This window comes from Dermacoccus sp. Ellin185, assembly GCF_000152185.1.
Classification (GTDB): Bacteria; Actinomycetota; Actinomycetes; order Actinomycetales; family Dermatophilaceae; genus Dermacoccus; species Dermacoccus nishinomiyaensis.
Genome location: NZ_AEIQ01000025.1, coordinates 16,496 through 39,638 on the forward strand (window position 1 = coordinate 16,496; position 23,143 = coordinate 39,638).

A 23,143-nucleotide genomic window follows, 5' to 3' on the forward strand; every position below is an offset into this window, starting at 1 on the left:
GCGTGCCTGCGTCTCAGACGCCCGCTGACGTGCGGGGGCGGCGAGGCCGGCGTCCAACGCGGGGAGGCTGATGGGCGCCGAGCCGAGGACGAATGTGACCGAAGATCGCCGATGTGGACGAAACTCGCCGTTGGGGCAGCGCTGGACATGCAAACGCCCCGGCAGTCGGCAGCGTGAGCAGATCCGACGAACCGGGGCGTCGCATGAGGGGTGAACCTCAGCCAGGAACCCACTGGCGACAAGCCTCACGAGGAGATGTTGTCGAGGCCAACCTCAGACGGAGGCCTTCTCGACCGCGTCGAGGAGCGCCTTGTCGAAGGCGGGCAGGTCGTCGGGGTTACGGCTCGTGATGAGGTTCGCGTCGATGACGACCTCTTCGTCGACCCATTCGCCGCCGGCGTTGCGGATGTCCGTCTGGAGGCTCGGGAACGACGCGACGCGCTTGCCGCGCACGACGTCGGCCTCGATGAGCATCCACGGAGCGTGGCAGATGGCCGCGAGGGGCTTGCCGCCCGTGACGAACTGGCGGACGAAGTCGACGGCTTCCGGCACGGCGCGCAGGTTGTCGGGGTTGGCGACGCCACCGGGCAGCACGAGCGCGGCGTAGTCGTTGATGTCGGCGTCCGACAGCTCGACGTCGACCTTCTGCGTGCCCGACTTCTCGAGGTGGTCGAACAGGTCCACCTCGCCCGACTCGGGCGAGATGAGGACGGGCGTGTAGCCCGCGTCGGCGACGGCCTTCCAGGGGTCGGTCAGCTCGACGCTTTCGATGCCTTCAGAACTGGTGAGGAATGCAATTTTTGCCATGTTTTCCACGATAATTCGCACGGCAGCGGCATGCAACGCCCGACGGGGTGGATGCGGCGGAACCTCCAGGCCGGCCAGGCCTGGGAGGGCTCTTCGACCCGTCGAGTCCTCGCCGCACCACGTCGCCGCCGTCGCTGCTCACCCCTACGAATCCCGTCCCCTTCGGCGATTCTCGTCCCCCTGTGCGATTTTCGGTCACATTCGTCCGGGGATCTGCCACCGCCATCACCACGCGGACAGCGACGACCCGGCGCCTGATCATTGCCCGAAAGCGCGTCATGCAGGACGCGTTTTCGGGCAGACATGGCGACGGCCGCGCGGTCGCGTAGTCGCCGCACCGTCTCGACGATGACGACGACGTCGCCGGTATACGTTGCCGGACGCCGTACTTGACGTCGGACGACGGGAGCCCGATGCCGCATTCATCCATCGGCGGCCTCGTATTCTCTCTGGTGTCGACGCAGACGCCTCGTGGGCCGTCGTCCGGCGTATCGACACGACGGCCGGCATGGCGGGGCGGGTGCGCCACAATGACCCCATGGACGACGAGAGCCCCGAAGCCGCGTATCGCCTCCTCCACGAGCGGGTGACGGGCGGGTCACCCGCGGCCGGTGGTTCGTCGATCAGCGCCGCGCAGTACGACGCGGCGCGCAGCGCGTATCTCGAGGAGCGGGGCATCGTCGCCCGCGTCGGTGTGGCGGTGTGGCCGCCGACGTCGCAGACGATCCGTCAGCGCCTCGGCGGCGGGTCGTGGGCGCGCGCCGCCGAGGCGCTCGGGCTGACGGCGAACGTCGGACGCTCGCGCGGCGCTGGCTCCTTCTCCGACGACGACTACCGCGCGGCCGTCGCCGCGTTCCTCTCCGCCGCAGCCGACGACGGCCGCCCCGACGTTGCGTCGACCTCCTTCACCGCCTACGGCGCGTGGGTGAAGAGCGAATCCGACGCCGGCCGCACGGCGCCCAGTGGCGCTGCGGTGCGTCAGCACTTCGGGTCGTGGGCCGCGGCGAAGGGCGCCGTCGCGCGCGGGTGACGAGAGTGCGCCGGGTGGGCCCCGATCCACTGGCCATGTGATGCAGGTCATAGAGTGGCGGACATCGAGCATCGTCGCCCACGCCCTCCCATTGCGTGTGCGCACCCACGACCCCAGGGGAGCATCATGACCACCGTCGCGTTCATCGGCCTCGGAAACATGGGCCTGCCCATGGCGAAGAACCTCATCGCGGCAGGTTTCACCGTCCGCGGCCACGACGTCGTCGATGCCTGCCGCGCGGCTGCCGCCGACGCGGGCGTCGAGCTGGCCGGCAGCGCGCCGGAGGCCATGGAAGGCGCCGACGCCGTCATCACGATGCTGCCCAAGGGCGAGCACGTGCGCGCCGTCTACTTCGGAGCTGCTCAGGCGGCCGACGGCTCCCAACCCTCGAACGACGACGGCATCCTCGCCCATGCGACGCCCGAGCAGATGCTCATCGACTCCTCGACCGTCGACATCGCGACCTGCCAGGCCGTGCACGACGCGGTCGCCGCGAAGGGCCTGCACTTCGTCGACGCGCCCGTCAGCGGCGGAATCTCCGGCGCCGAGGCCGGCTCGCTGACGTTCATGGTCGGCGGTGCGGACGCCGACGTCGAACGTGCGCGCCGGTTCATCGAGCCCATGTGCGGCAACTTCTTCGCCACGGGCGGCCCGACGACGGGTGAGGCCGCGAAGATCGTCAACAACATGATGCTGTTCGTCGCCGTGCAGGGCCTCTCGGAAGCGGCCACGCTCGCGAAGAAGCTCGGCCTCGATGCGAAGACGTTCCACCAGATCGCGAGCGTCTCCTCGGGCAACTCGTGGGCGCTGCAGACGTGGTATCCCGTGCCCGGCGTCGTCGAGACGGCCGCGGTCAACAACGAGTTCGCCGCGTCGTTCCGCGCGGATCTGGCGCTCAAGGACATCGGTCTCGCCCTCGCTGCCGCGGCCGATCACGGCCTGCACCTGCCCGCGACGGGCCTGTCCGCGCAACGCCTCGCCGAAGCCGTCGACGGTGGGGGCGGCGAGCTCGACTGCACCGTCGTCATCGCCGCCGTCGACCCTGACGCCGAAGGCCTGCCCGAGGGCTACGTCCACGGCGGCGCACGCCGCGACGCCTGACCGAGCGCCCGCGCGAGTCGCGTGGCCACGGACGACCAGTCCCGGCCCGACGCGGCACCATCGCTGGCCCCACGCGCCACCACCACCGAGCCCGACGCGGCGCTCGCACCACTGACCACCCAGAACCCCGCAGACAGCCACGAGCGCATCGCGGGACCCACGAGACGAAGGTGTGAACCATGAGTGACATCAAGCAGATCGGCCACTGGATCAACGGCGGCGAGGTCGCCGGAACCGGCCGAGAACAGGACGTGTTCAACCCCGCGACGGGTGAGGTGAGCGGTCGCGTCGCGCTCGCGAGCGTCAGTGACCTCGAGCAGGCCGTCGACGCCGCACGTGCCGCCCTGCCGGCCTGGCGCGCGACCGGCCTGACGAAGCGCGCCGCCGTCATGTTCAAGCTGCGCGAGATCGTCACGGCGAAGAGCGACGAACTCGCGCGCATCATCACGGCTGAGCACGGCAAGGTCGTCTCGGACGCCGCGGGCGAGGTCGTGCGCGGCCTCGAGAACGTCGAGTACTGCGCGGGCCTCATGCACCACCTCAAGGGCGAGTTCTCCGAGCAGGTCTCCTCGGGCGTCGACGTCCACTCGGTGCGCCAGCCCGTCGGCGTCGTCGCGTGCATCACGCCGTTCAACTTCCCGGCCATGGTGCCGCTGTGGATGGTGACGACGGCGATCGCGTGCGGCAACACTGTCATCCTCAAGCCGAGCGAGCGCGACCCCTCCGCCGCGCTGTGGATCGCGCAGGCGTTCAAGGACGCAGGCCTGCCCGACGGCGTGCTCAACGTCGTCAACGGCGACAAGGAGGCCGTCGACGGCATCCTCGACCATGACGACATCAAGGCCGTCTCCTTCGTCGGGTCCACGCCGATCGCGCAGTACATCTACGAGCGCGCCTCCAAGAACGGCAAGCGCGTGCAGGCCCTCGGCGGCGCGAAGAACCACATGGTCGTCATGCCGGACGCCGACCTCGATGCCGCCGCCGACGCGGCCGTCAGCGCCGCGTACGGCTCGGCGGGCGAGCGCTGCATGGCCGTGTCGGTGCTCGTCGCCGTCGGGGAGGTCGCCGACCCGCTCGTCGACAAGATCGCCGAGCGCATGGGCAAGCTCGTCATCGGCGACGGCTTCGACGAGCGCTCCGAGATGGGTCCGCTCATCACGCGCGAGGCGCGCGACCGCGTCGCCTCGTACGTCGCCGGCGCCACCGACGAGGGTGCGCGCGTCGTCGTGGACGGCCGCGAGAAGCACTTCGACGAGAGCGGCTTCTTCATCGGCACGAGCCTCGTCGACCACGTCAAGCCCGGCATGAAGGTCTACGACGAGGAGATCTTCGGCCCGGTGCTGTCGGTCGTGCGCGTCGAGACGTTCGAGGACGCCGTCGAACTCATCAACGCGAACCAGTTCGCCAACGGCGTCGCGATCTTCACGCGTGACGGCAAGAGCGCCCGCGAGTTCGAGTTCGCCATCGAGGTCGGCATGGTCGGCGTCAACGTGCCGATCCCGGTGCCCGTCGGCTCGTTCAGCTTCGGCGGCTGGAAGAAGTCGCTGTTCGGCGACACCCACATGTACGGCGCGGAGGCGTTCAACTTCTACACGCGCCGCAAGGTCGTCACGACGCGCTGGCCCGACCCGACGCAGAGCCAGGTCGACCTCGGGTTCCCGACGAACTGACCATCGATGCCACGAGGCCGGGTGCAGCTCGCGTGTTTCACGTGAAACATGCGAGACGCACCCGGCTTTCTCGTGCGCCACACCGACGCGCCACTCTCCTGTGTGCAAGCCCCGTCTTGCGTGCGGGTCGTGACCAGAGCGTCATGACTGGCCACCCCTGAACACGTTGCAGATGTACTGCGCGGATCGTCCATGGGGGAGAGCTGCGTAACGCTGCCTGCCGCCACGCCGATGTAGCACATGGTACGAAACATTCCCGCGCGGTCGAGGAGGTGTCATGGGTCAGCTGCTCCACCTCACCCGTGCGCGCCGGGCGCTCGTCGCCGCCGGATGCATGGGCGCCCTCGCCTTCACCGCCGCACCGACGGCCGAAGGAGGCCGCACCCTTCAGGCGGCCGGTGCCAACCCGACGTCACGCACCGGGGTGCTCATCGAACCCTCCGACGGTGGGGACGAAGCGCATTTCTGCACCGCCTCGGTCGTCCACAGTGAGAGCAAGGACGTCATCATGACGGCCGCGCACTGCCTCGGCGGCAAGTCCGACGACCTCGTCTTCGTCCCGCAGTACTCGGGTGGGGCGCGCCCGCTGGGCACGTGGAAGGTGAAGGCCGCGTTCCTCGACTCCGCATGGATGAAGGATCAGGATCCCGACGCCGACGTCGCGTTCTTGAGCATCGAGACGCACGGCAGCGGCAAGAACGTCCAGCACATCGAGGACGCCACGGGCGCCTACGAGCTGGAGGTCGGGCGCTCCCGCGCGGCAGGCACGCCAGTCTCCGTCCAGTCGTACAACAACGACTCCGACATGCCGATCGTCTGCCAGACCACCGTTCTCGACGATGACAACGACCCCGTCTTCCACTGCGACGGGTACTCGACGGGCAGCAGCGGCTCGCCGTGGGTCACGACCGTGACGAGCAAGGGGCACAGCGAGCAGCAGGTCATCGGCCTCATCGGCGGTCATCATCAGGGCGGCTGCTACACGCACACGTCCTACAGCCCGGCGTTCGACTCGCGCGATCTCGTGCTGCTCGCCCGCGCCGACGCCGGTGGCGCCGGCGACACGGCCCCCACGCCCGGCGACGACGGCTGCTGACACGCCGCGTCTCACCACGGCCTGCTCGCCTGGCAACCCGCTGATCGCGCATCTTCCGAGACGCGCGAACTGACGACCGTCACCCGATGACGATGCCCTGCGCCGCTGCGACGGCGAGCGCCGCGTCGACGTCCATGCGGGTCTGCGCGAAGCGTGCCTGGGCGAGATCGATGCCGTCGACGCGGGCGCCGCGCAGGTCGGCGTCCCGTAGGTCGGCCCCGCGCAGGGTGGCGCCGCTGAGGTCGGCGTCGGCGAAGACCGTTCTGCGCAGGGACGATTCGCTGAGGTCGGCGTCGCTGAGGCGGGCGCCGGTGAAGTCGAGGCCGTCGAGTGTCTGCTGACGCATCGTCACCATCGCCCACTGCCCGCCGACGATCGTCGTGTCGCGCCACCCGCAGTCGGCGAACGTCGAACCGGTCATCTTGCAGCCGTCGAGCGTCGTCATCGCGAACGAGCAACCGCTCAGTGTGGCGCCGGTGAACGCGACCCGCTCGAGTGTGGTGTCGTTGAAGCGGCAGTCGAACAGGGCGCATCCTTCGAACGTCACGTCGACGAGGTTCTTCTCCGTGAAGTCGCACGCCGTGAACCGACAGTCGACGAAGCGGGCCCCGTCGAGGTCGCGCTCGTAGAAGTCGATCTCGACGAACCGTTCGCCGCGCGTCGTGTCACTCATGCGTCCATGCTCGCATCGCGCGCCGCGCGTCCGTCGCAAGGATGACGCAGACTCCGTCGCGCGGATGAATCCTCGGTGCCGGGAGGATGAGATGACACGCCGATGCGGCCTGACGCGGCGTGAGCCTCCTAGGGTTGAGACCATGATCACAGTAGAGGGGTTGACCAAGGTCTACGGGAACACCGTGTCGGTCGACAACGTCAGCTTTCAGGCCAAGCCGGGTCGTGTGACCGGCTTCCTCGGCCCGAACGGCGCTGGCAAGTCGACGTGCATGCGGATGATGACGGGGCTGACACCGCCGACGCGGGGTCACGCCACCATCCTGGGCAAGGACTACAGCAAGCTCGATAACCCGGGCCGCCACGTCGGCGTCCTGCTCGACGCGAGCGCCCAGCACGCGGGCCGCACCGGCCGAGAGGTGCTCACGCTCGGCGCCAAGACGATGGGGCTCGGCACCGACCGTGTCGACGAGATCCTCGACGTTGTCGGCCTCACGCCGCCCGAGGCGAAGCGTCGTGTCGGCGACTACTCGCTCGGCATGCGTCAGCGCCTCGGCATCGGGCACGCCCTGCTCGGTGACCCCGAGGTGCTCATCCTCGATGAGCCGGCCAACGGCCTCGACCCGGCGGGTATCCGCTGGATGCGTGGCCTCCTGCGCTCCTATGCCGAGCGTGGCGGCACCGTGCTGCTGTCGAGCCACCTGCTGCACGAGGTGGAGCAGATCGCCGACGACCTCGTCATGATCGGCCGCGGCCGCATCGTGCGTCAGGGCACGAAGCAGGAGCTGCTGCGCGGTGCGGGCACGAACGCCGCGAGCACCGACGACGCCGCCCTCGCCTCCGCGCTGGAGGCCGCTGGCATCCAGGTCCAGCGCACGCAGACCGGCATCCACACGACGGTCGAGCCCATCGAGGTCGGGCGCGTCGCAGCCCAGCACGGCATCGTCCTCGTTCAGCTCGGCGCCGCCGGTGGCTCCGGCCTCGAAGAGATGTTCCTCAACCTGACCGCCGCCGACTCTCGAGAGGTTGCGCGATGAGTACCCCCATGAACCCCAACCAGCCGCAGGGCGGAGCGCACTACCCGCCGCAGCAGCAGCCCGCTATGGCGGGCGCTCCGCACATGCAGGCGCAGGGCGGGCAGCCCGCGCCGCAGCAGGGCAGTGCAGCTCCGGCGCACTCACGTCTTCCGAGGCGCCTCGGTGACGAAGGCCGCACCTCCCCGGTCTCCTTCGGGCGCCTCTTCGGCGTCGAGATGCGCAAGATGGTCGACACCCGCGCGGGCAAGTGGCTGCTCATCGCCATGGGCGTCCTCATCATCATCGCGTCCATCGCGGTGATGTTCGGTGGACGCGAGTCGGCGCCGCGGTTCGGCAACTTCGTCGCCGCTGCCGGTATCCCGATGGGTTTCCTCCTGCCCATCCTCGGCATCCTCACCGTCACGAGTGAGTGGTCGCAGCGGACGGCGCTCGTCACGTTCACGCTGGAACCGCGCCGCTCACGCGTCGTCCTCGCCAAGTGGGCCGTGGGCCTGCTGTTCGGCGCCCTCTCCATCATCTTTGCGTTCGCGATCGGTGCAGCGACGACGCTCATCGCCCAGGCGGCGTTCGGTCACGACGCCAACTGGACGATGTCGTGGGGCGCCGTGGGCGGCAACGTGCTGGCGCAGCTCATCGCGGTCTCGATCGGTATCGCATTCGGCCTGGCTTTCCAGAACACCCCGGCCGCGATCTGTTCGTACCTGTTCATCCCGATCCTCGTGAGCATCGTGACGTCGTTCGGCGAGACGATGCGCAAGGTCGGTGAGTGGATCGACCTCAACCTCACGACGCAGCCGCTCTACGACGGCACGATGTCGAACGATGGGTGGGCGAAGTTCGCCGTCGCGCACGTGCTGTGGCTCGTGGTTCCGATGGTCATCGGATTCATCCGCCTCAACAAGCGAGAGGTGAAGTCGTCCTGACCCAGGTCGACTGACCGTCCGGCGGGCCTCGGTCGCCGACGGGAGCAAAACACCCTCGGTGGGAGCGTCACGGCGCTCCCACCGAGGGTTTTTCGCGCTCCCATCGCCCGAGCCGTTCATGTCCCGTTCGCGCCGGCGACTCGCCGTCGTCAGCTCGGAGGCGTGGGATGGAGGGACTGCCCGCACCTTGACTTGGAGGATTCACGTGAAACATCGCACCCTGGCCGCCCTTGCTGCTCTCGCCTGCCTCGCAGGCATGGCTCCCACTCAGGCGGTTGCGGCCTCTGACGGCGCGAAGCATCATGCGGGCTACACCTTCGCCGTCATCGGGGACGTCCCCTACGGCCAGGCGCAGATCGAGGCGTTCCCGAAGTGGGTCGACGAGATCAACGCCGACCCCGACGTGCGACTCGTTCAGCACGTCGGCGACATCAAGAACGGCTCGACGCGCTGCGACGACAGCTACTTCGCCTCGATCAAGAAGCAGTTCGACCGTTTCCGCGACCCGCTCGTCTACACCCCCGGCGACAACGAGTGGACCGACTGCCACCGCCCGAACAACGGCGCGTACAACCCGTTGGAGCGCCTCTCTGCCGTCCGTTCCACGTTTTTCGCGAAGAACAACACGACGAACGGGCGCCCTCAGCACATCGACGGCGTCAACCGCGCCTTCCCGGAGATCGTGACGTGGCGCAAGGCGAAGGTGAGCTTCGCCGCGCTGCACGTCGTCGGGTCGAACGACGACCTCGCGCCGTGGACCGGTATCGGCGAGAAGGCGGCGACGCCCGCGCAGGCTGCGGAGCAGAAGGCGCGGATGAACACCAACCTGGCGGCGCTGCGCTCGACGTTCGCCGACGCGAAGAAGCACAAGTCCCGCGCCGTCGCGGTCTCTCTCCAGGCGGACATGTTCGACCCGACGTACGACGTGCCGCACGAGAACAACACGGCGTTCACGCCGCTCGTCGCCGAACTCGTCAAGCAGTCGAACGCGTTCCATGGCCCCGTCTACCTCATCAACGGCGACTCGCACGTCTACACCAACGACCGGCCATTGGCGAGCGGCTCGCGGTGGCTCTCGTTCTACGGCGTCAAGGTCAGCGCGAACAACCTCACCCGCATCACGGTGGACGGTTCGGACAACAACAAGGACTGGCTCAAGGTGAGTGTGACCGATTCACCCGCAGTCCTCGAGTGGAGCCGCGTCCCCTACCGGACGCAGGCCGGCTGACCGACGGGAGCGTTTCCGCCGACGGGAGCAGGACACCCTCGGTGGGAGCTTCGTGACCCTCCCACCGAGGGTGTTTCGCTCCCATGGCCTGGGGCGCTCCGTCGAGGGACGCGTCACCGGCTCGCGAGCCGCTTCCACTCGTCAGTGCTGACATTGCCACCCGTGACGACGACGGCGACCGAACCGCCCTGCGCTTCCCCGTCCCGCTCCTGACGAGCACGCAGCCCTGCGAGTGACGCAGCTGCGGCGCCCTCGGCGAGCAGGTGGGCGTGGGTGGCGAGCAGGTGCGCGGCGTCGTCGATGGCGTCGTCCGGCACGAGTTCGAACGCGGCGAGTCCGATGTTGCCTGCCGTGCCGCGCGAGCCGCGCAGGACGCTCTGCGGCGTGGCGAAGCCGCATCCCGTGGCCAGCCCGCTGACGCGGGTGTTGGCCTCTCGGGAGACTTCCGCCTCGCCGACCCACGACTCGTAGGCGGCAGAGGCGCCGACCGCCTGAACCCCGATGATGCGCACGTGCGGGGCGATGGCGTCGCGCACGAGGCAGGCGCCGGCGGCGCCGGAGCCGCTGCCGATCGGCACGTAGATCTCGTCGATGCCCGGGTTCGACTGCAGCAGTTCGAGATACGCCGTCGCGTGGCCGTGGATGATCGCCGGGTCGTTGCCCGGATTGACGAACCTCATGCCGCGCTCGGCCGCGAGGGTTCGGGCATGGGCCGCGGCCTCGGGCAGTCGCTCACCTTCGAGGACGACTCCAGCCCCGAGCGCGCGCACGGCGTCGACCTTCACACGTGGCGCCGAGTGCGGGATGACGATGAGTGCCCACGTCCCGGCCACGCGTGCCGCGAACGCGATCGACTGGGCGTGATTGCCGGTGGAACAGGTGAGGAGCCCGGCGCGGCGTTCGTCGGCACCGAGCGAGGCGGCGAGTGTCAGGCCCCCGCGCACCTTGAACGAGCCCGTCGGGTTCATGTTCTCGTGCTTGAGGGCCGACACGGCACCTGGTCTGACGTTCGACATCGTCGAGGTCGAACCGCCGGAAGCCGCCGCGTTGCTGCGCTCGGGGCAGGTCGACGTCGCCGTCACGTTCGCCTATTCCGGGCAGCACTTCGACGACGACGTCACCGTCGAGCACCTCGGGTGGGACGCGTTGCACCTCGTCGAGCCGCTTCGTTCGGTTGGCGGCATGATCGCGGAGGGGCGCGCCTCCGGCGAGAGGGGAGCGACGGGCCTGCGGCCGGAAGAATTGCGAAGGTTCTCCGACGACCGCTGGATCGCGGGGTGCGAGCGCTGCCGCACAGGGCTGCTCGACCTGTGCGCCTCCGTCGGAGTCGAGCCCGACATCGGCTTCGCCAGTGACGACGTCGTCGCCGTACAAGCTCTCGTGGCAGCGGGTTTCGGGGTGACGTTGCTATCTGCACTCGCGCTCGCGGGCCACCACAACCCAGGCGTCGTCACGCACCCCGTTGTCGGCGCGGGCCGAGAACTGCACGTCGCGACGTACGGCGCACCGCCGCGCCCGGCCGCCGTCGAGGAGGTCGTGCAGACGCTGCTCGGCCTGTCGTGGAGCGCGTGACGAAAGGTTGAGCCGTGTCTCGACGGCGCGTCGATCGTGAGGGTCTGCAGTGATCGGTTGCGCGGCGCTCATTGCCCGAGAACGCGTCGTGCCTGACGCGTTTCTGGATGATGTTCGGACGCGCTGGGCGTCAGGGCGGGCCATCCAGGCCGAAGACTCCGCCGAACGGATCGACGAGCTGGCAGATGCTGCGCCCGCCGCCGATCGTGAGCGGCCCCCGATGATGCTCGGCTCCCGCACCGAGAAGCGCCTCGCGATGGGTGCGCAGATCGCCCGTCGCGACCATGCCGCCGTCGCCGACGAATGTGACCGTGAATCGCAGATGTACACACAGCCGTCGGCCTGAGAACTCGGGGCGCGCCGCGAGGGGGCGGGTCGTTCACGCGATGTTCATGCGGCCCGCTGTTGGACATGGCGACCAGAGGCGCTAATATGGAGTCATTCCAGTTAAGGAATGCTTGCGGCGGCGCTACGCTCGCCGCCGATCCCCAACGCGAAGGAGCATGACGTGTCGCTCATCAACACGACCATCAAGCCGTTCAAGGCCACCGCTTTCAAGCAGGGCGAATTCGTCGAGGTCTCCGAGGCCGACGTCGCCGACAAGTGGAGCATCTTCTTCTTCTACCCGGCCGACTTCACGTTCGTCTGCCCGACCGAGCTCGGCGACCTCGCCGACTACTACGACGAGCTGCAGAAGCTCGGCGTCGAGGTCTTCTCCGTCTCCACCGACACCCACTTCACGCACAAGGCGTGGCACGGCTCGTCCGAGACGATCGCCAAGATCGACTACGCGATGATCGGCGACCCGACGCTGCAGATCTCCCGCAACTTCGAGATCCTGCGTGAGGACGAAGGCCTCGCCAACCGCGGCACCTTCCTCGTCGACCCCGACGGCGTCATCCAGTTCACCGAGGTCACCTCCGAAGGCATCGGCCGCAACGCCGCCGAGCTCGTCCGCAAGGTCAAGGCCGCCCAGTACATCCGCAACCACCCGGGCGAGGTCTGCCCCGCCAAGTGGGAAGAGGGCGCCGAGTCGCTCACGCCGTCGCTGGACCTCGTCGGCAAGATCTGAGTTCAGCCCTTTGCAGGCTCAGACTGACCTCAGTTGGGCCCTCTCGACCTGGCTCGCCAATGCTCACACTGGAGGCTTCGCAAACTCAGCCTCCAGGCTCGCGTGATCGTCGCCAGGTCGTAGCCGGTCGCCGCCTCGCCGTGATCACCGAACGAGTTCGCACGCTCACTCGTTCGCCTCCGATGGCGGGGCGGCGCCCGGCCTGGCGTGATCGCCTGAGAGCTGGCCCCACGTGGAGACTTTTTCTGCTCTCAACTGTGGGGGATCATGCTGCTGGCAGCGCCCGCCCGCTTGAGGAGTGAAACTCGGCATGGCGGAGTTTCAGTCCGCAACGCTCCGGTCGAGCACCGAAACCCTGCAATGCAGAGTTTTGGCCTCAGGCCGCGGGTGGAGGGTGACGAGAACGCCCCCAAGGCTCTCGTCCCTCTCCACTCGTGACCTGCCCCGCCCCGGTCTCCCGCGTGGGCTCACAAGACCTTCTCGCCAGACCTTCTCTCCACAGATTCTTGACACACCGCCCCGTTCGGGCTAACCCGTACCTTTTTCGTCCCCTCGCCGACACCAGGAGGCACCCCATGGCCGTTCTCGACGCCAACATGACAGCCCAGCTGCAGCAGCTGCTCGGCAACCTTCGTGAACCGATCGTGCTGCGCGCCAGCCTCGACGGCTCCGACAAGTCGAAGCAGACCGAAGAGCTCCTCAAGGAGATCGAGGCGCTGCACGACAAGGTGAGCTACGAGCGCAGCGACGATAACGAGCGTCGCCCGAGCTTCGAGATCGCTCGCGCCGGCACGGACGTCGGCGTCCACTTCGCGGGCCTGCCGATGGGGCACGAGTTCACGTCGCTCGTCCTCGCGTTGTTGCAGGTCGGCGGCCACCCCGTCAAGATCAGTGACGAGCAGGCGCAGCAGATCCGTGACATCGAGGGCACGTTCCACTTCGAGACGTACATGTCGCTGACGTGCCAGAACTGCCCCGACGTCGTGCAGGCGCTCAACGCGATGAGCGTGCTCAACCCGAACATCCACCACATCGCGATCGAGGGCGGCGCGTTCCAGGACGAGATCGAGGCGCGCGACATCAAGGCCGTCCCGACGGTCTACCTCAACGGTGAGGTCTTCGGCCAGGGCCGCATGACCGTCGAAGACTTCATCAGCAAGCTCGACACCGGCGCCGACGCGAAGGCTGCGGCGAAGCTCAGCGAGAAGGAGCCGTTCGGCGTCCTCGTCATCGGTGGTGGCCCCGCGGGCGTCGCGGCCGCGATCTACACCGCACGCAAGGGCATCCGCACCGGCCTCGTCGCCGAGCGCATCGGCGGCCAGGTGCTCGACACGAACGCCATCGAGAACTTCATCTCGATGCCGTACACGGAGGGCCCCAAGCTCGCCGCCGCGCTCGAGGCGCACCTGCACGAGTACGAGATCGACGTGATGAAGGCGCAGAAGGTCGCGTCCATCACCGACGAGGACGGCCTCAAGAAGGTCGTCACCGAGACGGGCGCCGAACTGCGCGCCAAGCAGGTCATCATCGCGACGGGTGCCCGCTGGCGTCGCATGGGCGTTCCGGGCGAGGAGGAGTACCGCAACAAGGGCGTCACCTTCTGCCCGCACTGCGACGGTCCGCTGTTCAAGGGCAAGAGCGTCGCCGTCATCGGTGGCGGCAACTCCGGCGTCGAGGCTGCGATCGACCTGGCGGGCGTCGTCGGGCACGTCACCGTCGTCGAGTTCCTCGACACGATGCGCGCCGACGACGTGCTGCAGCGCAAGCTCAAGTCGCTGCCCAACGTCGACATCATCCTGTCGGCCGCGACGAGTGAGGTCGTCGGCGACGGCAAGGGCGTCACCGGCCTGACGTACACCGACCGCGAGACCAACGAGAGCAAGAGCATCGACGTCGAGGGCGTGTTCGTCCAGATCGGCCTGCTGCCGAACACCGAGTTCCTCGACGGTGTCGTCGACCTCAACGAGCGCAAGGAGATCGTCATCTCCGACCGCGGTGCGACGTCCGACCCGGCCATCTTCGCCGCCGGCGACGTCACGACCGAGCCGTACAAGCAGATCGTCGTTGCCGAAGGCTCCGGCGCGACGGCCGCACTCGGCGCGTTCGACGCGAGCATCCGCGGCTGATCCGTCAGCGTGTTTCACGTGAAACGTCCCGGTCACCCTGAGGTGGCCGGGACGTTCTGCGTCGATACGCCCTGACGCAGTTGCGCGGTCAGATGCCCCATCTCGATTGCGTCGACGACGGGCACGAACCTGCGCGTCCAGGAAGTGAGGCAGCCAAGCCGGGGGCTTTCACAGGGTTCATCTGAGTCTGGACATCCCAAACGCTGGCCGACATCGCCAGGACACTGACGGCGAACGGTCGACCCGCCGCCCGCGCGTCGATAACGAACAGGTCACGCCTGGTTGCTACCGTGTTGCGTCATCCAATCCACGCCGGGAAGCCCTGGAGGCGCCATGCTCGAGCAGCTGCAGCTCATTCTCAAGGCCCTTCCCTGGACAGGCCCGGCCGTGCTCGGCGGGTTCGTCCTCGCGCTGCTGACGACGTTGCTCTTCCCGACGCGCCGCTCACGCGCCGATCGGCTCGGGTTCGCACTGCTGACGTGGTGTCTCGTCGTCGCGGCCGTCGTGACGTTGAGCCCGGTCAAGAACGACTACTTCGGCGTGCCGACGGCGGGCTGCGACTGGTCGGTGTGGCGGCCTCTGGCCCGTGAGTACTGGTTCAGCGCCGGCTCGCGGCCCCCGAACGTGTGGCTGTTCCTGCCTGCAGGCGTCGGCGTCATGCTGCTCGACGGCGTGTGGCGCAAGATCCTCGGCGTCATGGTGTTGTTCGCGCTGCCGCCGGGCATCGAGACGCTGCAGGATCTCTACCCCGAACTCAAGCGCAGTTGCTCGAGCCAGGACGTCGTCGACAACTGGACGGGTCTCGTGCTCGGCCTGACGCTCGGGCTCGTGCTGGCGATCCTCCTCGCGATCGTGCGTGCCATCTCGCGCGCCTCACGGCGTCGGCGTGAGCGCCGCGCGGGAGTGCTCGAGGGTGGCTCTGCGCAAGGTGCGCACCCGGCGGACGCTCGCACCGACGAGCGTCTCGACGACGCATCGCGCGCCGCCGAGCGTCCCCTCCCGCTCGGTGGCCGCGCCGACAGTCGCCCGTACGACGACTTCGGTGACTTCGACGACACGCCCAGCTCGACGCGGTGGTACGAGCGCTCGGGTGAAGCCGCCGTCGACCACACCCCGCCCTACGGCACGTCACGCGACGAGGCCCGGACGCAGGCGCTTCGGCCCGCGCGAGCCAATGACGGCGACGATGACGCGCGGACGCAGGCCTTCCGTCCCGTGCGCGCCGACAACGGCGATGACGACGCCCGGACGCAGGCCATGCGCCCCGGACGTCCCGGTCGTGACGTCGGCACTGACGGCGCGAGCGCGCCGCGCCACGGGCGCGGCGGAGACGACGACACCGAGATCATTCGGCGCACATGACCCCGAACAAGGGGACGAACGAAGCCAGGCGACCGTCGCAGGTCCGCCCCACCGGCCCGGCCATGTCAGCTGACAGCGACCGCGGTTCGACCGCCTATCTCGCGCGCGTGCGTCAAGGATGGCGTCGGCTGACACCGCGCCAGGCGTTCGACGAGCAGCAGCGTGGGGCCGTCATCGTCGACACGCGAACGGCGGAGCATCGCGCCGAGAGCGCGAACATCCCGGGTGCGCTCGTCATCGACCGCACGGTGCTCGAGTGGCGTCTCGATCCGAGCAACGCGTGGCGCATCCCGGAGGCGAGCAGCTGGGAGACGCGATACATCGTCATCTGCCGCCACGGTTTCTCCTCGAGCGTCGCGGCGCGGGCGCTTCAGGACGTCGGGCTCATCAACGCGACCGACGTCATCGGCGGGTACGCAGCCTGGGTCGAGGCGCGTCTGCCGACGACGCACGCCCCCGCCGACGTCCGCTTCTGAGCCGTGCACACCTGCGATTCTGGGTCACATTCGTCCCCGGCGCCCCGCGTCCGTAGCCGCCTCCTTACGCTTCACGCATGAACTTGACGCGCGTGGCAGTGGTCGGCGCCGGACCCAACGGTCTCGCCGCGGCCGTGACGCTGGCGCGCGCCGGGCTCGCCGTCGACGTCTTCGAACGCAACGAATGGACGGGCGGTGGCGCGGCCACCCGCGAACTCAGCCTGCCGGGCTTTCGCCACGACGTCGCGAGCGCCGTCCACCCGATGGCGCTCGCGAGCCCGTTCTTCCAGGAGTTCGACCTTGCGCGGCGCATCGACCTCGTCGTGCCCGAGGCCTCGTTCGCACATCCTTTGCCGGGGGGCCGCAGCGGCATCGGGTATCGCGACCTCGACCGTGCGGCCGACGCACTCGGCGCGGACGGCGACGCCTACCGCTCCTTCCTCAGCCCCGTCGTCGAGCGCCTGCGCGGCGTCACCGACATGACGATGAACACGCTGCTGCGGGTGCCACGCGACCCGATCGCGGCGGCCGTCTACGGCGCGCGCGTCCTGGAGGCGGGCACGCCCGCGTGGTCACGCCGGTTCGTCGAGGACGTCGCCCCGGCGATGCTGACGGGGTGCGCCGCGCACACGATCGGCCGCCACCCCACTCTCGCCATGGCCGGTGGCGGGCTCATGCTGAGCGCAACCGCGCACGCGCAGGGTTGGCCGGTGCCGGTCGGCGGTTCACAAGCGATCGTCGACGCGCTCGTCGCGGATCTCGAGGCGCACGGTGGGCGCGTCCACCTCGGGCAGGAGGTCACTGACCTCGCGCAGCTCGACGAGTACGACGCCGCCGTGCTCGACGTCGGCGTCCCCGCGTTCCTGACGATGGGCGCCGCGCGCCTGCCTGATCGCTACCGGCGCGCTCTCGAGCGGTTCAAGCCGGGCAGCGGCGTGAGCAAGGTCGACATGGCGCTCGCCGGGCCGGTCCCGTGGAGCGATCCGCGCATCGGCGAGGCCCCCACGGTGCACCTCGGCGGCACACGCGAGCAGATCGCGGCGGCGGAGAACGACGTCGCGCGCGGGCGGGTGCCCGAGCGTCCCTACGTTCTGGCCGTGCAGCCGAGTGTCGTCGATTCCACGCGCGCGCCGGCCGGGCAGGCGACGTTCTGGGCGTACGTCCACGTGCCGTTCGACAGTGACGTCGACGCCACCGAGGCCGTCCTCGCCGCCGTCGAGGAGCACGCCCCGGGTTTCCGTGACCTCGTGCTCGCCTCAACAGCGACGCGCGCCGACGAGTTCGCGGCGGCCGTCAGTCCCAACTTCGCGGGCGGCGACTTCGCGAGCGGCGCCGTCACGATGACGCAGATGCTCAAGCGTCCCGTCGTGTCACCGACGCCGTGGCGCACACCCGCCGACGGTGTCTACCTCGCGTCGGGAGCGACGACGCCGGGCCCCAGCGTCCACGGCATGTGCGGCTGGCACGCGGCGCGAACCCTGCTGCACGACAACGGAATCCCCGCCCCGAACCTCGCGCCCACCTCGGCCCGCTGAATCGTCACGATACCCAGGGAGGCGTGCCCTCTCACGCACCGCCACCACCATCGTCGAGGCCATGCCGACATCGGCGACACGGGCGACATCGGCGACACGGGCGGCATCGGCCACCCGAGTTGCGCGCTTCGGCCCACAGGCGGCGTCGCAGGCGGCACACTGGCAGATCGAAGCTGCCACGACGAAAAGGGGTCAGATGATGTCCGAGACGAGGCCGAAGCAGATCCACGCGTTCACCGACGATGCGCTCGGTGACATGGACGCGACAGCGCTCGCCGACGCCATCGACTCGGGCCGCGTCAGCGCGACGGAGGCCGTCGAGGCTGCGCTCGCGCGCGCCGAGAAGGTCGACGGGGTGCTCAACGCCATCGAGTTCATCGACGCCAAGCGCGCCCGTCAGCGTGCTGGTCGTATCGACGCGGGCCTCGGAGGTGGGCGCCACGATCATCCGGACGCCGCGCTGCGCGGCGTGCCGAGCGCGTTCAAGGACAACGTCGTCGTCGCCGGCGTGCCGATGACGCAGGGGTCGGAGGCGATGCCGCGCGTCAGCAACCGCCGCAGCGGCAAGGTCGTGACGCAGATCCTCGGCACGGGCATCGTCCCCATCGGCACGACGACGATGCCGCCGTTCGGCTGGACGGCGACGACGGAACGCCCTGGCGGCAACGTCACGCGCAACCCGTGGGACACGTCGCGCAGTTCGGGCGGTTCCTCCGGCGGTTCGGCGGCGCTCGTCGCGTCGGGCGTCGTCCCCATCGCGCACGGCAACGACGGTGGTGGCTCGATCCGCATTCCTGCCGCGACGTGCGGCCTCGTCGGCCTCAAACCGACGCGCGGGCGCCTCATCATCGGTGAGAGTTCCGCGCAGATGCCGGTGAAGATCGTCACCGACTCGGTGCTGACGCGCACGGTGCGCGACACCGTCACGTTCTTCGAGGACGCCCAGCGCGTGCACCCGGCGCGTCGCCTACCGCCGATCGACGTCACGTCGCACCCCGGGCTGACGCGCCCGCTGCGCATCGGGTTCATGCACGACAGTCCGTTCGCGCCTCCGTCGGATGCACCGACGCGAGCCGCCGTCGACACGGCTCTCACGATGCTGGGCGGGCTCGGGCACGACATCGTCGACTGGCAACCGACGATTCCCGAGTCGTTCCAACAGGATTTCCTCGACTACTGGGGTTTCCTCGCGTTCAACACGGTGGCGGGCGGCAAGCGCCTGTTCCACAAGGATTTCGACGCGAGCAAGCTCGACCCGTTGACGCTCGGGCTCGCGCAGATGGGACGCCGCCGGCTCGCGCACGCGCCGAAGTTCCTCGCGCGTCTGCAGGCGTCGGGTCGTGTGTACCGTTCGCAGATGGCGAGCGGCCCCGATGTCTTCGTCTCACCCGTCCTCGCCCACGTCGCACCCGAGATCGGTTATCTCGCAGGCGATCTCGACTACGAGACGCACCTCGAGCGCGTGCTCGCCTACTGTGCCTTCACGCCGCTGCACAACGCGACGGGCGCACCCGCCATCAGCCTGCCGCTCGGACGGACCGATGACGGGCTACCGGTCGGCGTCATGATCTCCGGGCAGATCGGCGACGAGAACACGCTGCTGCGGCTGGCCCTGCAGATCGAGGCGGCCCACCCGTTCCGTCGCCTCGACCAGGTGGGCGAGGCGGCCCAGGGCGGCGTTCCGAACCGCGAGGAACCGGGTGTCGTCGCCGCATCGAACGGCGCGTGACGACGGCGTTGTCGGTGACGCCAGGCACAATGGCGACGTTCGACGAGCACCTGAAGAACGAAGGAGACGCAGTGGAGCGTTCAGGCACGCGCGTGCGCGCCCGACTCAGTCGGGCGTGGTGGGCGGCGTTCGTCGTCGTCCCACTCGTTCTCGGCGCTGCGGCCGCGTTCCTCGGCAAGTCCTCGATCGAATCCAACCTGCAGCAGCGAGTCGAGCGCAGCGTCGCCGGCACGGGCGTCGCTCAGGTCTCCGTCTCGGTCGACGGCCGCGACGTCACCGCCGTCGTCCCGGCGCGTTCGGGCAACGACGCCATCGACTCGGTGCGCGACGCCGCGTCGCACGTCGACGGCGTCCGCACGGTGAAGGTGCACCGATGAACCTCGTGATCGACAGCGTCTTCGTCATGCTCGTCTGTTTCGTGCTCGGCGCCCTCATCGCCTGGCTGCTCGCCGCCGCGCTCTACCCGACGCGCCGCGACCTGCGCCAACTCGACGAGCAACACGAGGGCGACGCGGGGAGCGTCCGATGATCTGGCTCGTCGCTCAGCTGTGGCCCGCAGCGCTGCTGGCGCTCGTCGCCGGTTTCGCCATCACCTGGTTCACCGTCGTGCGTCGCCTCGACGATGCGCCCGTGAGCGCTGAGCGTGAGCGACGCGACGGTGGCTCGCGGCGTGCAGGACGTTCTAGCGGCGGCCATTCGGACGCAGGACGCGCCGGCGCAGGACTCGCAGGTGCAGGACGTTCGGATGCAGCAGGCTCGCGCCGTGACAACCCGTCCGACGGGCTCGACGACGGCGAGCCCGTCAACGGCGAGCGACACGTCGCGTCCCGGGTCGACGGCGAAGAACGCGACGAGGCCCGCCCCGACGTACCCGCGCATCGCCCGAGTGGCAGTGTCGGCAGCGCGTTCACCTCGCGCCGCGACGAGTGACGCGCGGCCGCTGGCACACCGACGACGGGCCAGGACGAACATTCGACGAGCGAGGAGCTGACATGAGCGACGACACGATCAACGACCCCTACGACGAGGCCCCGGTTCACGTCCTCGATGACGAGGCAGAACCCGACGCCGAGGCCGACGGTGGATCCGACGCCGACGCCGACGCCGACGCCGACGCTGACTCTGACGACGTCGTCACCGGCACGGGCACCGATGACGACGACGCCGGCTCGCTCGGCGTCTCGTGAACCGCGCTGTGCTGCTGAACCCCTCGCTGCTTCGGTGAGTACCGGAGTCGACGCGCCGAGTGAGCGCGCACGATCAGCGCTCGGTCGTCTGCGAGGCCAGATGGCCTGGCCTGGTACGAGACTCGACGTGGCGCGCACGCGCCTGCCGCGGCGTCAACTGCTCGCCGAGACGGTCATCGTCCTGCTGCTCAGCCTCGGCGCGAGCGCGATCTGGTCGGCGCTTTCGCTGCTGCGCACGGCCCTGACGGCGCGCGCGACGCACACGTCGATCAGTCAGCAGACGTCGACGCTCAACTCGTCGCGTTCGAGCACGCAGTGGCTCGACGTCGTCTATCAGCTCGTGCAGATCGCGCTGGCGCTCGTGCCGGTCGCGCTCGTCGTTCTCCTGCTGTCGCGCGAACTGCGAAAGCCGCTGGCCTACCTCGGGATCGACCGCACACGCCAGGCACCCGACGCCGTCCTCGGTGCGCTGCTCGCCGCCGTCATCGGCATCCCGGGCCTCGCGCTGTACCTCGTCTCGCGGGCCATGGGCATCAACACGACGGTCGTCGCGTCCGGCTTGGGCGAGCACTGGTGGGTCTTTCCGATCCTCGTCCTCGCCGCCGCGCAGAACGCGATCCTCGAAGAGGTCGTCATGATCGGCTACCTCTTCACGCGCTGGTCGCAGGCCGGGTGGGGGCGCACGAAGGTGATCGTCGTGAGCGCGCTGATCCGCGGCAGCTACCACCTGTACCAGGGCCTCGGCGGGTTCGTCGGCAACGTCGTCATGGGCCTGATCTTCGGCTGGCTCTACACGCGCACGCGACGCGTCCTGCCGCTCATCGTCGCGCACACGATCCTCGACGTCGTCAGCTTCGTCGGTTACGAGCTGCTCGCCGGCCGCGTCAGCTGGCTGTGACGCCCTGGCGGCGCCATCCGAAGCGTCGCAGCACGCGACTCCAACTGCCTGTGCGCGGCCGATAGACGGTGAGAGCGCGGTAGGCGACGTCGAGGTCGAGCACCGTCCCCGAGCCGGTCACCTCGCCGTCGCGGGCGAACGGGATGGGAGCGCCGACGACCTCGAGGTGAGCCTTCGGCGCGTCGAACTCGTGGTAGAGCGGCAACCGTCCGAGCCCGCCGGTGAAGACGGCGAACAGCGTGCGGACGGCGGCCCACCGCGAGCCTCGCTCCAAGAACCGCAGGTCGAGCTGCCCGTCGTCCATGCGCAGCCGCGTCTGCGGTGCGTCGCCGGGCGGGTCGTAGCGGCCGTTGCCGATGAAGATGCCGGCGAGGGTGTACTCGCGGTTGTCGTAGCGCAACGTGAACGGCTCCGCGGTGCGCAGCATCCGCCATCCGGCGACGACGGCGGCGAGCGGTTTGCCGATGCGCCCCTCGAGCTTCTCGCGGCGGATGACGAACTCGGGGTACGAGCCGGCGCTCGCGGTGTTGAGGAATATCTCGCCGTTGAGGCGCGCGACGTCGACGGTCGTGCACCATCCTTGCTCGATCGCCCGCGCGGTCGCGTCGACGCTCACCCCGAGCGCCTTCGCGAAGTGGTTGAACGTGCCGGCGGGGAACACCGCGAGCGGCACGTCGTGCTCGATCGCGTGCCGCGCACCGGCTTGCAGCGTCCCGTCACCGCCGCCGACGCCGAGCACGTCGCAGCGCGCGGCCGCGTCGGCGAGCAGGTCGTCGAGATCCTGCCCCTGCCCGAGGCGGACGATCTCCGCCTCGGGCAGCAGCTTCTCGATGCGTCGGATGACGCGCGCGCCGTTACCTCCTCCTGCTCGCGGGTTGATGACGCAGACGACGCCCGCGCCGCGCGGGTGGGGCGGCACGTCGATCGTCAGCGGCGGCGCCGGCGTCACCTTTGCCGGCGGGGCGGACGGTTGCACGCGCGCCCCGAGCGTCGAGACGGCCGAGCCGATCGCCCAGCCGACGGCGACGTCGCTCGGGTAGTGGGCGCCCGTCGCGATGCGGGAGAACGCGACGAGTCCCGCGAGCGCCTGCACGACGATGCCGGCCGCGGGCGCTTGAGTCGACACACCCATGGCGAAGGCGGCGGCGCTCGCGCTGTGGCCGGAGGGGAAGGAGTTCGACGTCGGCAGCCGGAAGACGCGCCGAGCCAGCGGAACGCTCTCGATCGCGGGGCGCAGGCGTGGCGCGAGCCGCTTGCCGACCTGGTTCGTCAGGAGGCTCGCGAGGGCGATGTTGCCGAGCCCGCGCTCGGCGGCCCACTTGAGCCGACGGTCGCCGGTCGCGGCGAGCCCGGCGCCCACCGCCATCCACAGCACCGAGTAGTCGGCGGCGCGGCTCAGCTTCGGCATGACGCGGTCGAGCATGGGGCTGCGGTGCTCGGCGATCGCCGTGAACAGCGAACGGTCGAGACGGTCGACGTCACGCACGACGCGCATGATCTGCGGGGTGAAGCGGGGTCGGGGCAGACGCATGACGGTTCCTCGTCGCTCGAGTCGTCGGTTGGCATGTCCACCTTGCCACCATGAGCATCCGGGCGCTCCCGGATCTGCGCCCCACCTTCGG

Annotated in this window: 24 protein-coding genes; 20 read left to right on the plus strand and 4 right to left on the minus strand. The window is 69.4% G+C overall.

The features are described from left to right. Positions 1–273: 273 nt before the first annotated feature. A complete protein-coding gene (locus HMPREF0321_RS01050; protein WP_040014233.1) occupies positions 274–807 on the minus strand; it encodes a type 1 glutamine amidotransferase domain-containing protein in 534 nt (177 codons plus the stop codon). 538 nt (positions 808–1,345) lie between these two features. Between HMPREF0321_RS01050 and HMPREF0321_RS01055 the strand changes: the two genes are divergently transcribed. From HMPREF0321_RS01055 to HMPREF0321_RS14545, 4 genes are all read left to right on the plus strand, one after another. Beyond that, positions 1,346–1,837 (plus strand): hypothetical protein, encoded by a 492-nt coding sequence (locus HMPREF0321_RS01055; RefSeq protein WP_006943544.1) that lies wholly within the window; start codon positions 1,346–1,348, stop codon positions 1,835–1,837. A 126-nt stretch (positions 1,838–1,963) separates the two neighbouring features. Continuing rightward, positions 1,964–2,938 (plus strand): NAD(P)-dependent oxidoreductase, encoded by a 975-nt coding sequence (locus HMPREF0321_RS01060; protein WP_006943556.1) that lies wholly within the window; start codon positions 1,964–1,966, stop codon positions 2,936–2,938. Between the two features lie 179 nt (positions 2,939–3,117). Beyond that, the gene (locus HMPREF0321_RS01065; RefSeq protein ID WP_006943506.1) at positions 3,118–4,608 is read left to right on the plus strand and encodes a CoA-acylating methylmalonate-semialdehyde dehydrogenase; all 1,491 of its coding nucleotides are present in this window, start codon (positions 3,118–3,120) and stop codon (positions 4,606–4,608) included. A 277-nt stretch (positions 4,609–4,885) separates the two neighbouring features. Further along, positions 4,886–5,704, plus strand: a complete 819-nt coding sequence (locus HMPREF0321_RS14545; protein ID WP_006943549.1) for a trypsin-like peptidase domain-containing protein — start codon at positions 4,886–4,888, stop codon at positions 5,702–5,704. A 79-nt stretch (positions 5,705–5,783) separates the two neighbouring features. Here the strand turns inward: HMPREF0321_RS14545 and HMPREF0321_RS01075 are convergent, their stop codons facing one another. After that, the gene (locus tag HMPREF0321_RS01075) at positions 5,784–6,377 is read right to left on the minus strand and encodes a pentapeptide repeat-containing protein (protein ID WP_006943564.1); all 594 of its coding nucleotides are present in this window, start codon (positions 6,375–6,377) and stop codon (positions 5,784–5,786) included. 142 nt (positions 6,378–6,519) lie between these two features. On the opposite strand from HMPREF0321_RS01075, the gene HMPREF0321_RS01080 reads away from it, so the two are divergent. The 3 genes from HMPREF0321_RS01080 to HMPREF0321_RS01090 all read left to right on the plus strand — a co-directional run bounded on the left by HMPREF0321_RS01080 (position 6,520) and on the right by HMPREF0321_RS01090 (position 9,564). Continuing rightward, positions 6,520–7,413, plus strand: a complete 894-nt coding sequence (locus tag HMPREF0321_RS01080; protein WP_006943550.1) for an ABC transporter ATP-binding protein — start codon at positions 6,520–6,522, stop codon at positions 7,411–7,413. Then, positions 7,410–8,336 carry an ABC transporter permease gene (locus tag HMPREF0321_RS01085; protein WP_139023514.1) on the plus strand — a complete coding sequence of 309 codons (927 nt, stop codon included), beginning with the start codon at positions 7,410–7,412 and terminating at the stop codon, positions 8,334–8,336. The genes HMPREF0321_RS01080 and HMPREF0321_RS01085 overlap by 4 nt, the downstream gene beginning before the upstream one ends. A gap of 205 nt (positions 8,337–8,541) precedes the next feature. Next, positions 8,542–9,564, plus strand: a complete 1,023-nt coding sequence (locus HMPREF0321_RS01090) for a metallophosphoesterase (RefSeq protein ID WP_006943531.1) — start codon at positions 8,542–8,544, stop codon at positions 9,562–9,564. Positions 9,565–9,677: 113 nt separating this feature from the next. On the opposite strand, the gene HMPREF0321_RS01095 is transcribed toward HMPREF0321_RS01090, so the two are convergent. Further along, positions 9,678–10,556, minus strand: a complete 879-nt coding sequence (locus tag HMPREF0321_RS01095) for a threonine/serine dehydratase (RefSeq protein WP_175282449.1) — start codon at positions 10,554–10,556, stop codon at positions 9,678–9,680. Between HMPREF0321_RS01095 and HMPREF0321_RS01100 the strand changes: the two genes are divergently transcribed. From HMPREF0321_RS01100 to HMPREF0321_RS01155, 13 genes are all read left to right on the plus strand, one after another. Further along, on the plus strand, positions 10,543–11,136 hold the full coding sequence (locus tag HMPREF0321_RS01100) for a LysR substrate-binding domain-containing protein (RefSeq protein ID WP_175282450.1): 594 nt from the start codon (positions 10,543–10,545) through the stop codon (positions 11,134–11,136). The genes HMPREF0321_RS01095 and HMPREF0321_RS01100 overlap by 14 nt on opposite strands. Positions 11,137–11,224: 88 nt before the next feature. After that, complete coding sequence (locus tag HMPREF0321_RS16285) at positions 11,225–11,482, plus strand: hypothetical protein (protein WP_160126162.1); 258 nt, start codon at positions 11,225–11,227, stop codon at positions 11,480–11,482. A 162-nt stretch (positions 11,483–11,644) separates the two neighbouring features. Continuing rightward, positions 11,645–12,208: an alkyl hydroperoxide reductase subunit C gene (gene ahpC, locus HMPREF0321_RS01110; protein WP_006943499.1), complete on the plus strand. Its 564-nt coding sequence runs from the start codon at positions 11,645–11,647 to the stop codon at positions 12,206–12,208. A 575-nt stretch (positions 12,209–12,783) separates the two neighbouring features. Beyond that, positions 12,784–14,334, plus strand: a complete 1,551-nt coding sequence (gene ahpF, locus HMPREF0321_RS01115) for an alkyl hydroperoxide reductase subunit F (RefSeq protein WP_006943552.1) — start codon at positions 12,784–12,786, stop codon at positions 14,332–14,334. Positions 14,335–14,667: 333 nt separating this feature from the next. Continuing rightward, positions 14,668–15,696: a hypothetical protein gene (locus HMPREF0321_RS01120; protein WP_006943537.1), complete on the plus strand. Its 1,029-nt coding sequence runs from the start codon at positions 14,668–14,670 to the stop codon at positions 15,694–15,696. 62 nt (positions 15,697–15,758) lie between these two features. Continuing rightward, positions 15,759–16,172, plus strand: a complete 414-nt coding sequence (locus tag HMPREF0321_RS01125) for a rhodanese-like domain-containing protein (RefSeq protein WP_040014248.1) — start codon at positions 15,759–15,761, stop codon at positions 16,170–16,172. A gap of 77 nt (positions 16,173–16,249) precedes the next feature. Then, positions 16,250–17,707: an NAD(P)/FAD-dependent oxidoreductase gene (locus tag HMPREF0321_RS01130; RefSeq protein ID WP_006943526.1), complete on the plus strand. Its 1,458-nt coding sequence runs from the start codon at positions 16,250–16,252 to the stop codon at positions 17,705–17,707. Between the two features lie 199 nt (positions 17,708–17,906). After that, entirely contained in the window at positions 17,907–19,436 is a 1,530-nt protein-coding gene (locus tag HMPREF0321_RS01135; protein ID WP_254653956.1) for an amidase, read from the plus strand. A 14-nt stretch (positions 19,437–19,450) separates the two neighbouring features. Further along, positions 19,451–19,813 carry a hypothetical protein gene (locus HMPREF0321_RS01140; RefSeq protein ID WP_217490508.1) on the plus strand — a complete coding sequence of 121 codons (363 nt, stop codon included), beginning with the start codon at positions 19,451–19,453 and terminating at the stop codon, positions 19,811–19,813. Next, positions 19,810–19,965 (plus strand): lipopolysaccharide assembly protein LapA domain-containing protein, encoded by a 156-nt coding sequence (locus HMPREF0321_RS15840; protein ID WP_006943511.1) that lies wholly within the window; start codon positions 19,810–19,812, stop codon positions 19,963–19,965. The genes HMPREF0321_RS01140 and HMPREF0321_RS15840 overlap by 4 nt, the downstream gene beginning before the upstream one ends. After that, complete coding sequence (locus HMPREF0321_RS01145; RefSeq protein ID WP_006943566.1) at positions 19,962–20,366, plus strand: hypothetical protein; 405 nt, start codon at positions 19,962–19,964, stop codon at positions 20,364–20,366. The genes HMPREF0321_RS15840 and HMPREF0321_RS01145 overlap by 4 nt, the downstream gene beginning before the upstream one ends. A 62-nt stretch (positions 20,367–20,428) precedes the next feature. Further along, positions 20,429–20,623, plus strand: coding sequence for a hypothetical protein (locus tag HMPREF0321_RS16290; RefSeq protein ID WP_040014235.1), 195 nt, complete (start codon positions 20,429–20,431; stop codon positions 20,621–20,623). 127 nt (positions 20,624–20,750) lie between these two features. Then, complete coding sequence (locus HMPREF0321_RS01155; RefSeq protein WP_006943541.1) at positions 20,751–21,521, plus strand: CPBP family intramembrane glutamic endopeptidase; 771 nt, start codon at positions 20,751–20,753, stop codon at positions 21,519–21,521. Here HMPREF0321_RS01155 and HMPREF0321_RS01160 read toward each other — a convergent pair. Continuing rightward, on the minus strand, positions 21,508–23,052 hold the full coding sequence (locus HMPREF0321_RS01160) for a bifunctional phosphatase PAP2/diacylglycerol kinase family protein (protein ID WP_006943557.1): 1,545 nt from the start codon (positions 23,050–23,052) through the stop codon (positions 21,508–21,510). The genes HMPREF0321_RS01155 and HMPREF0321_RS01160 overlap by 14 nt on opposite strands. Positions 23,053–23,143 lie beyond the last annotated feature (91 nt).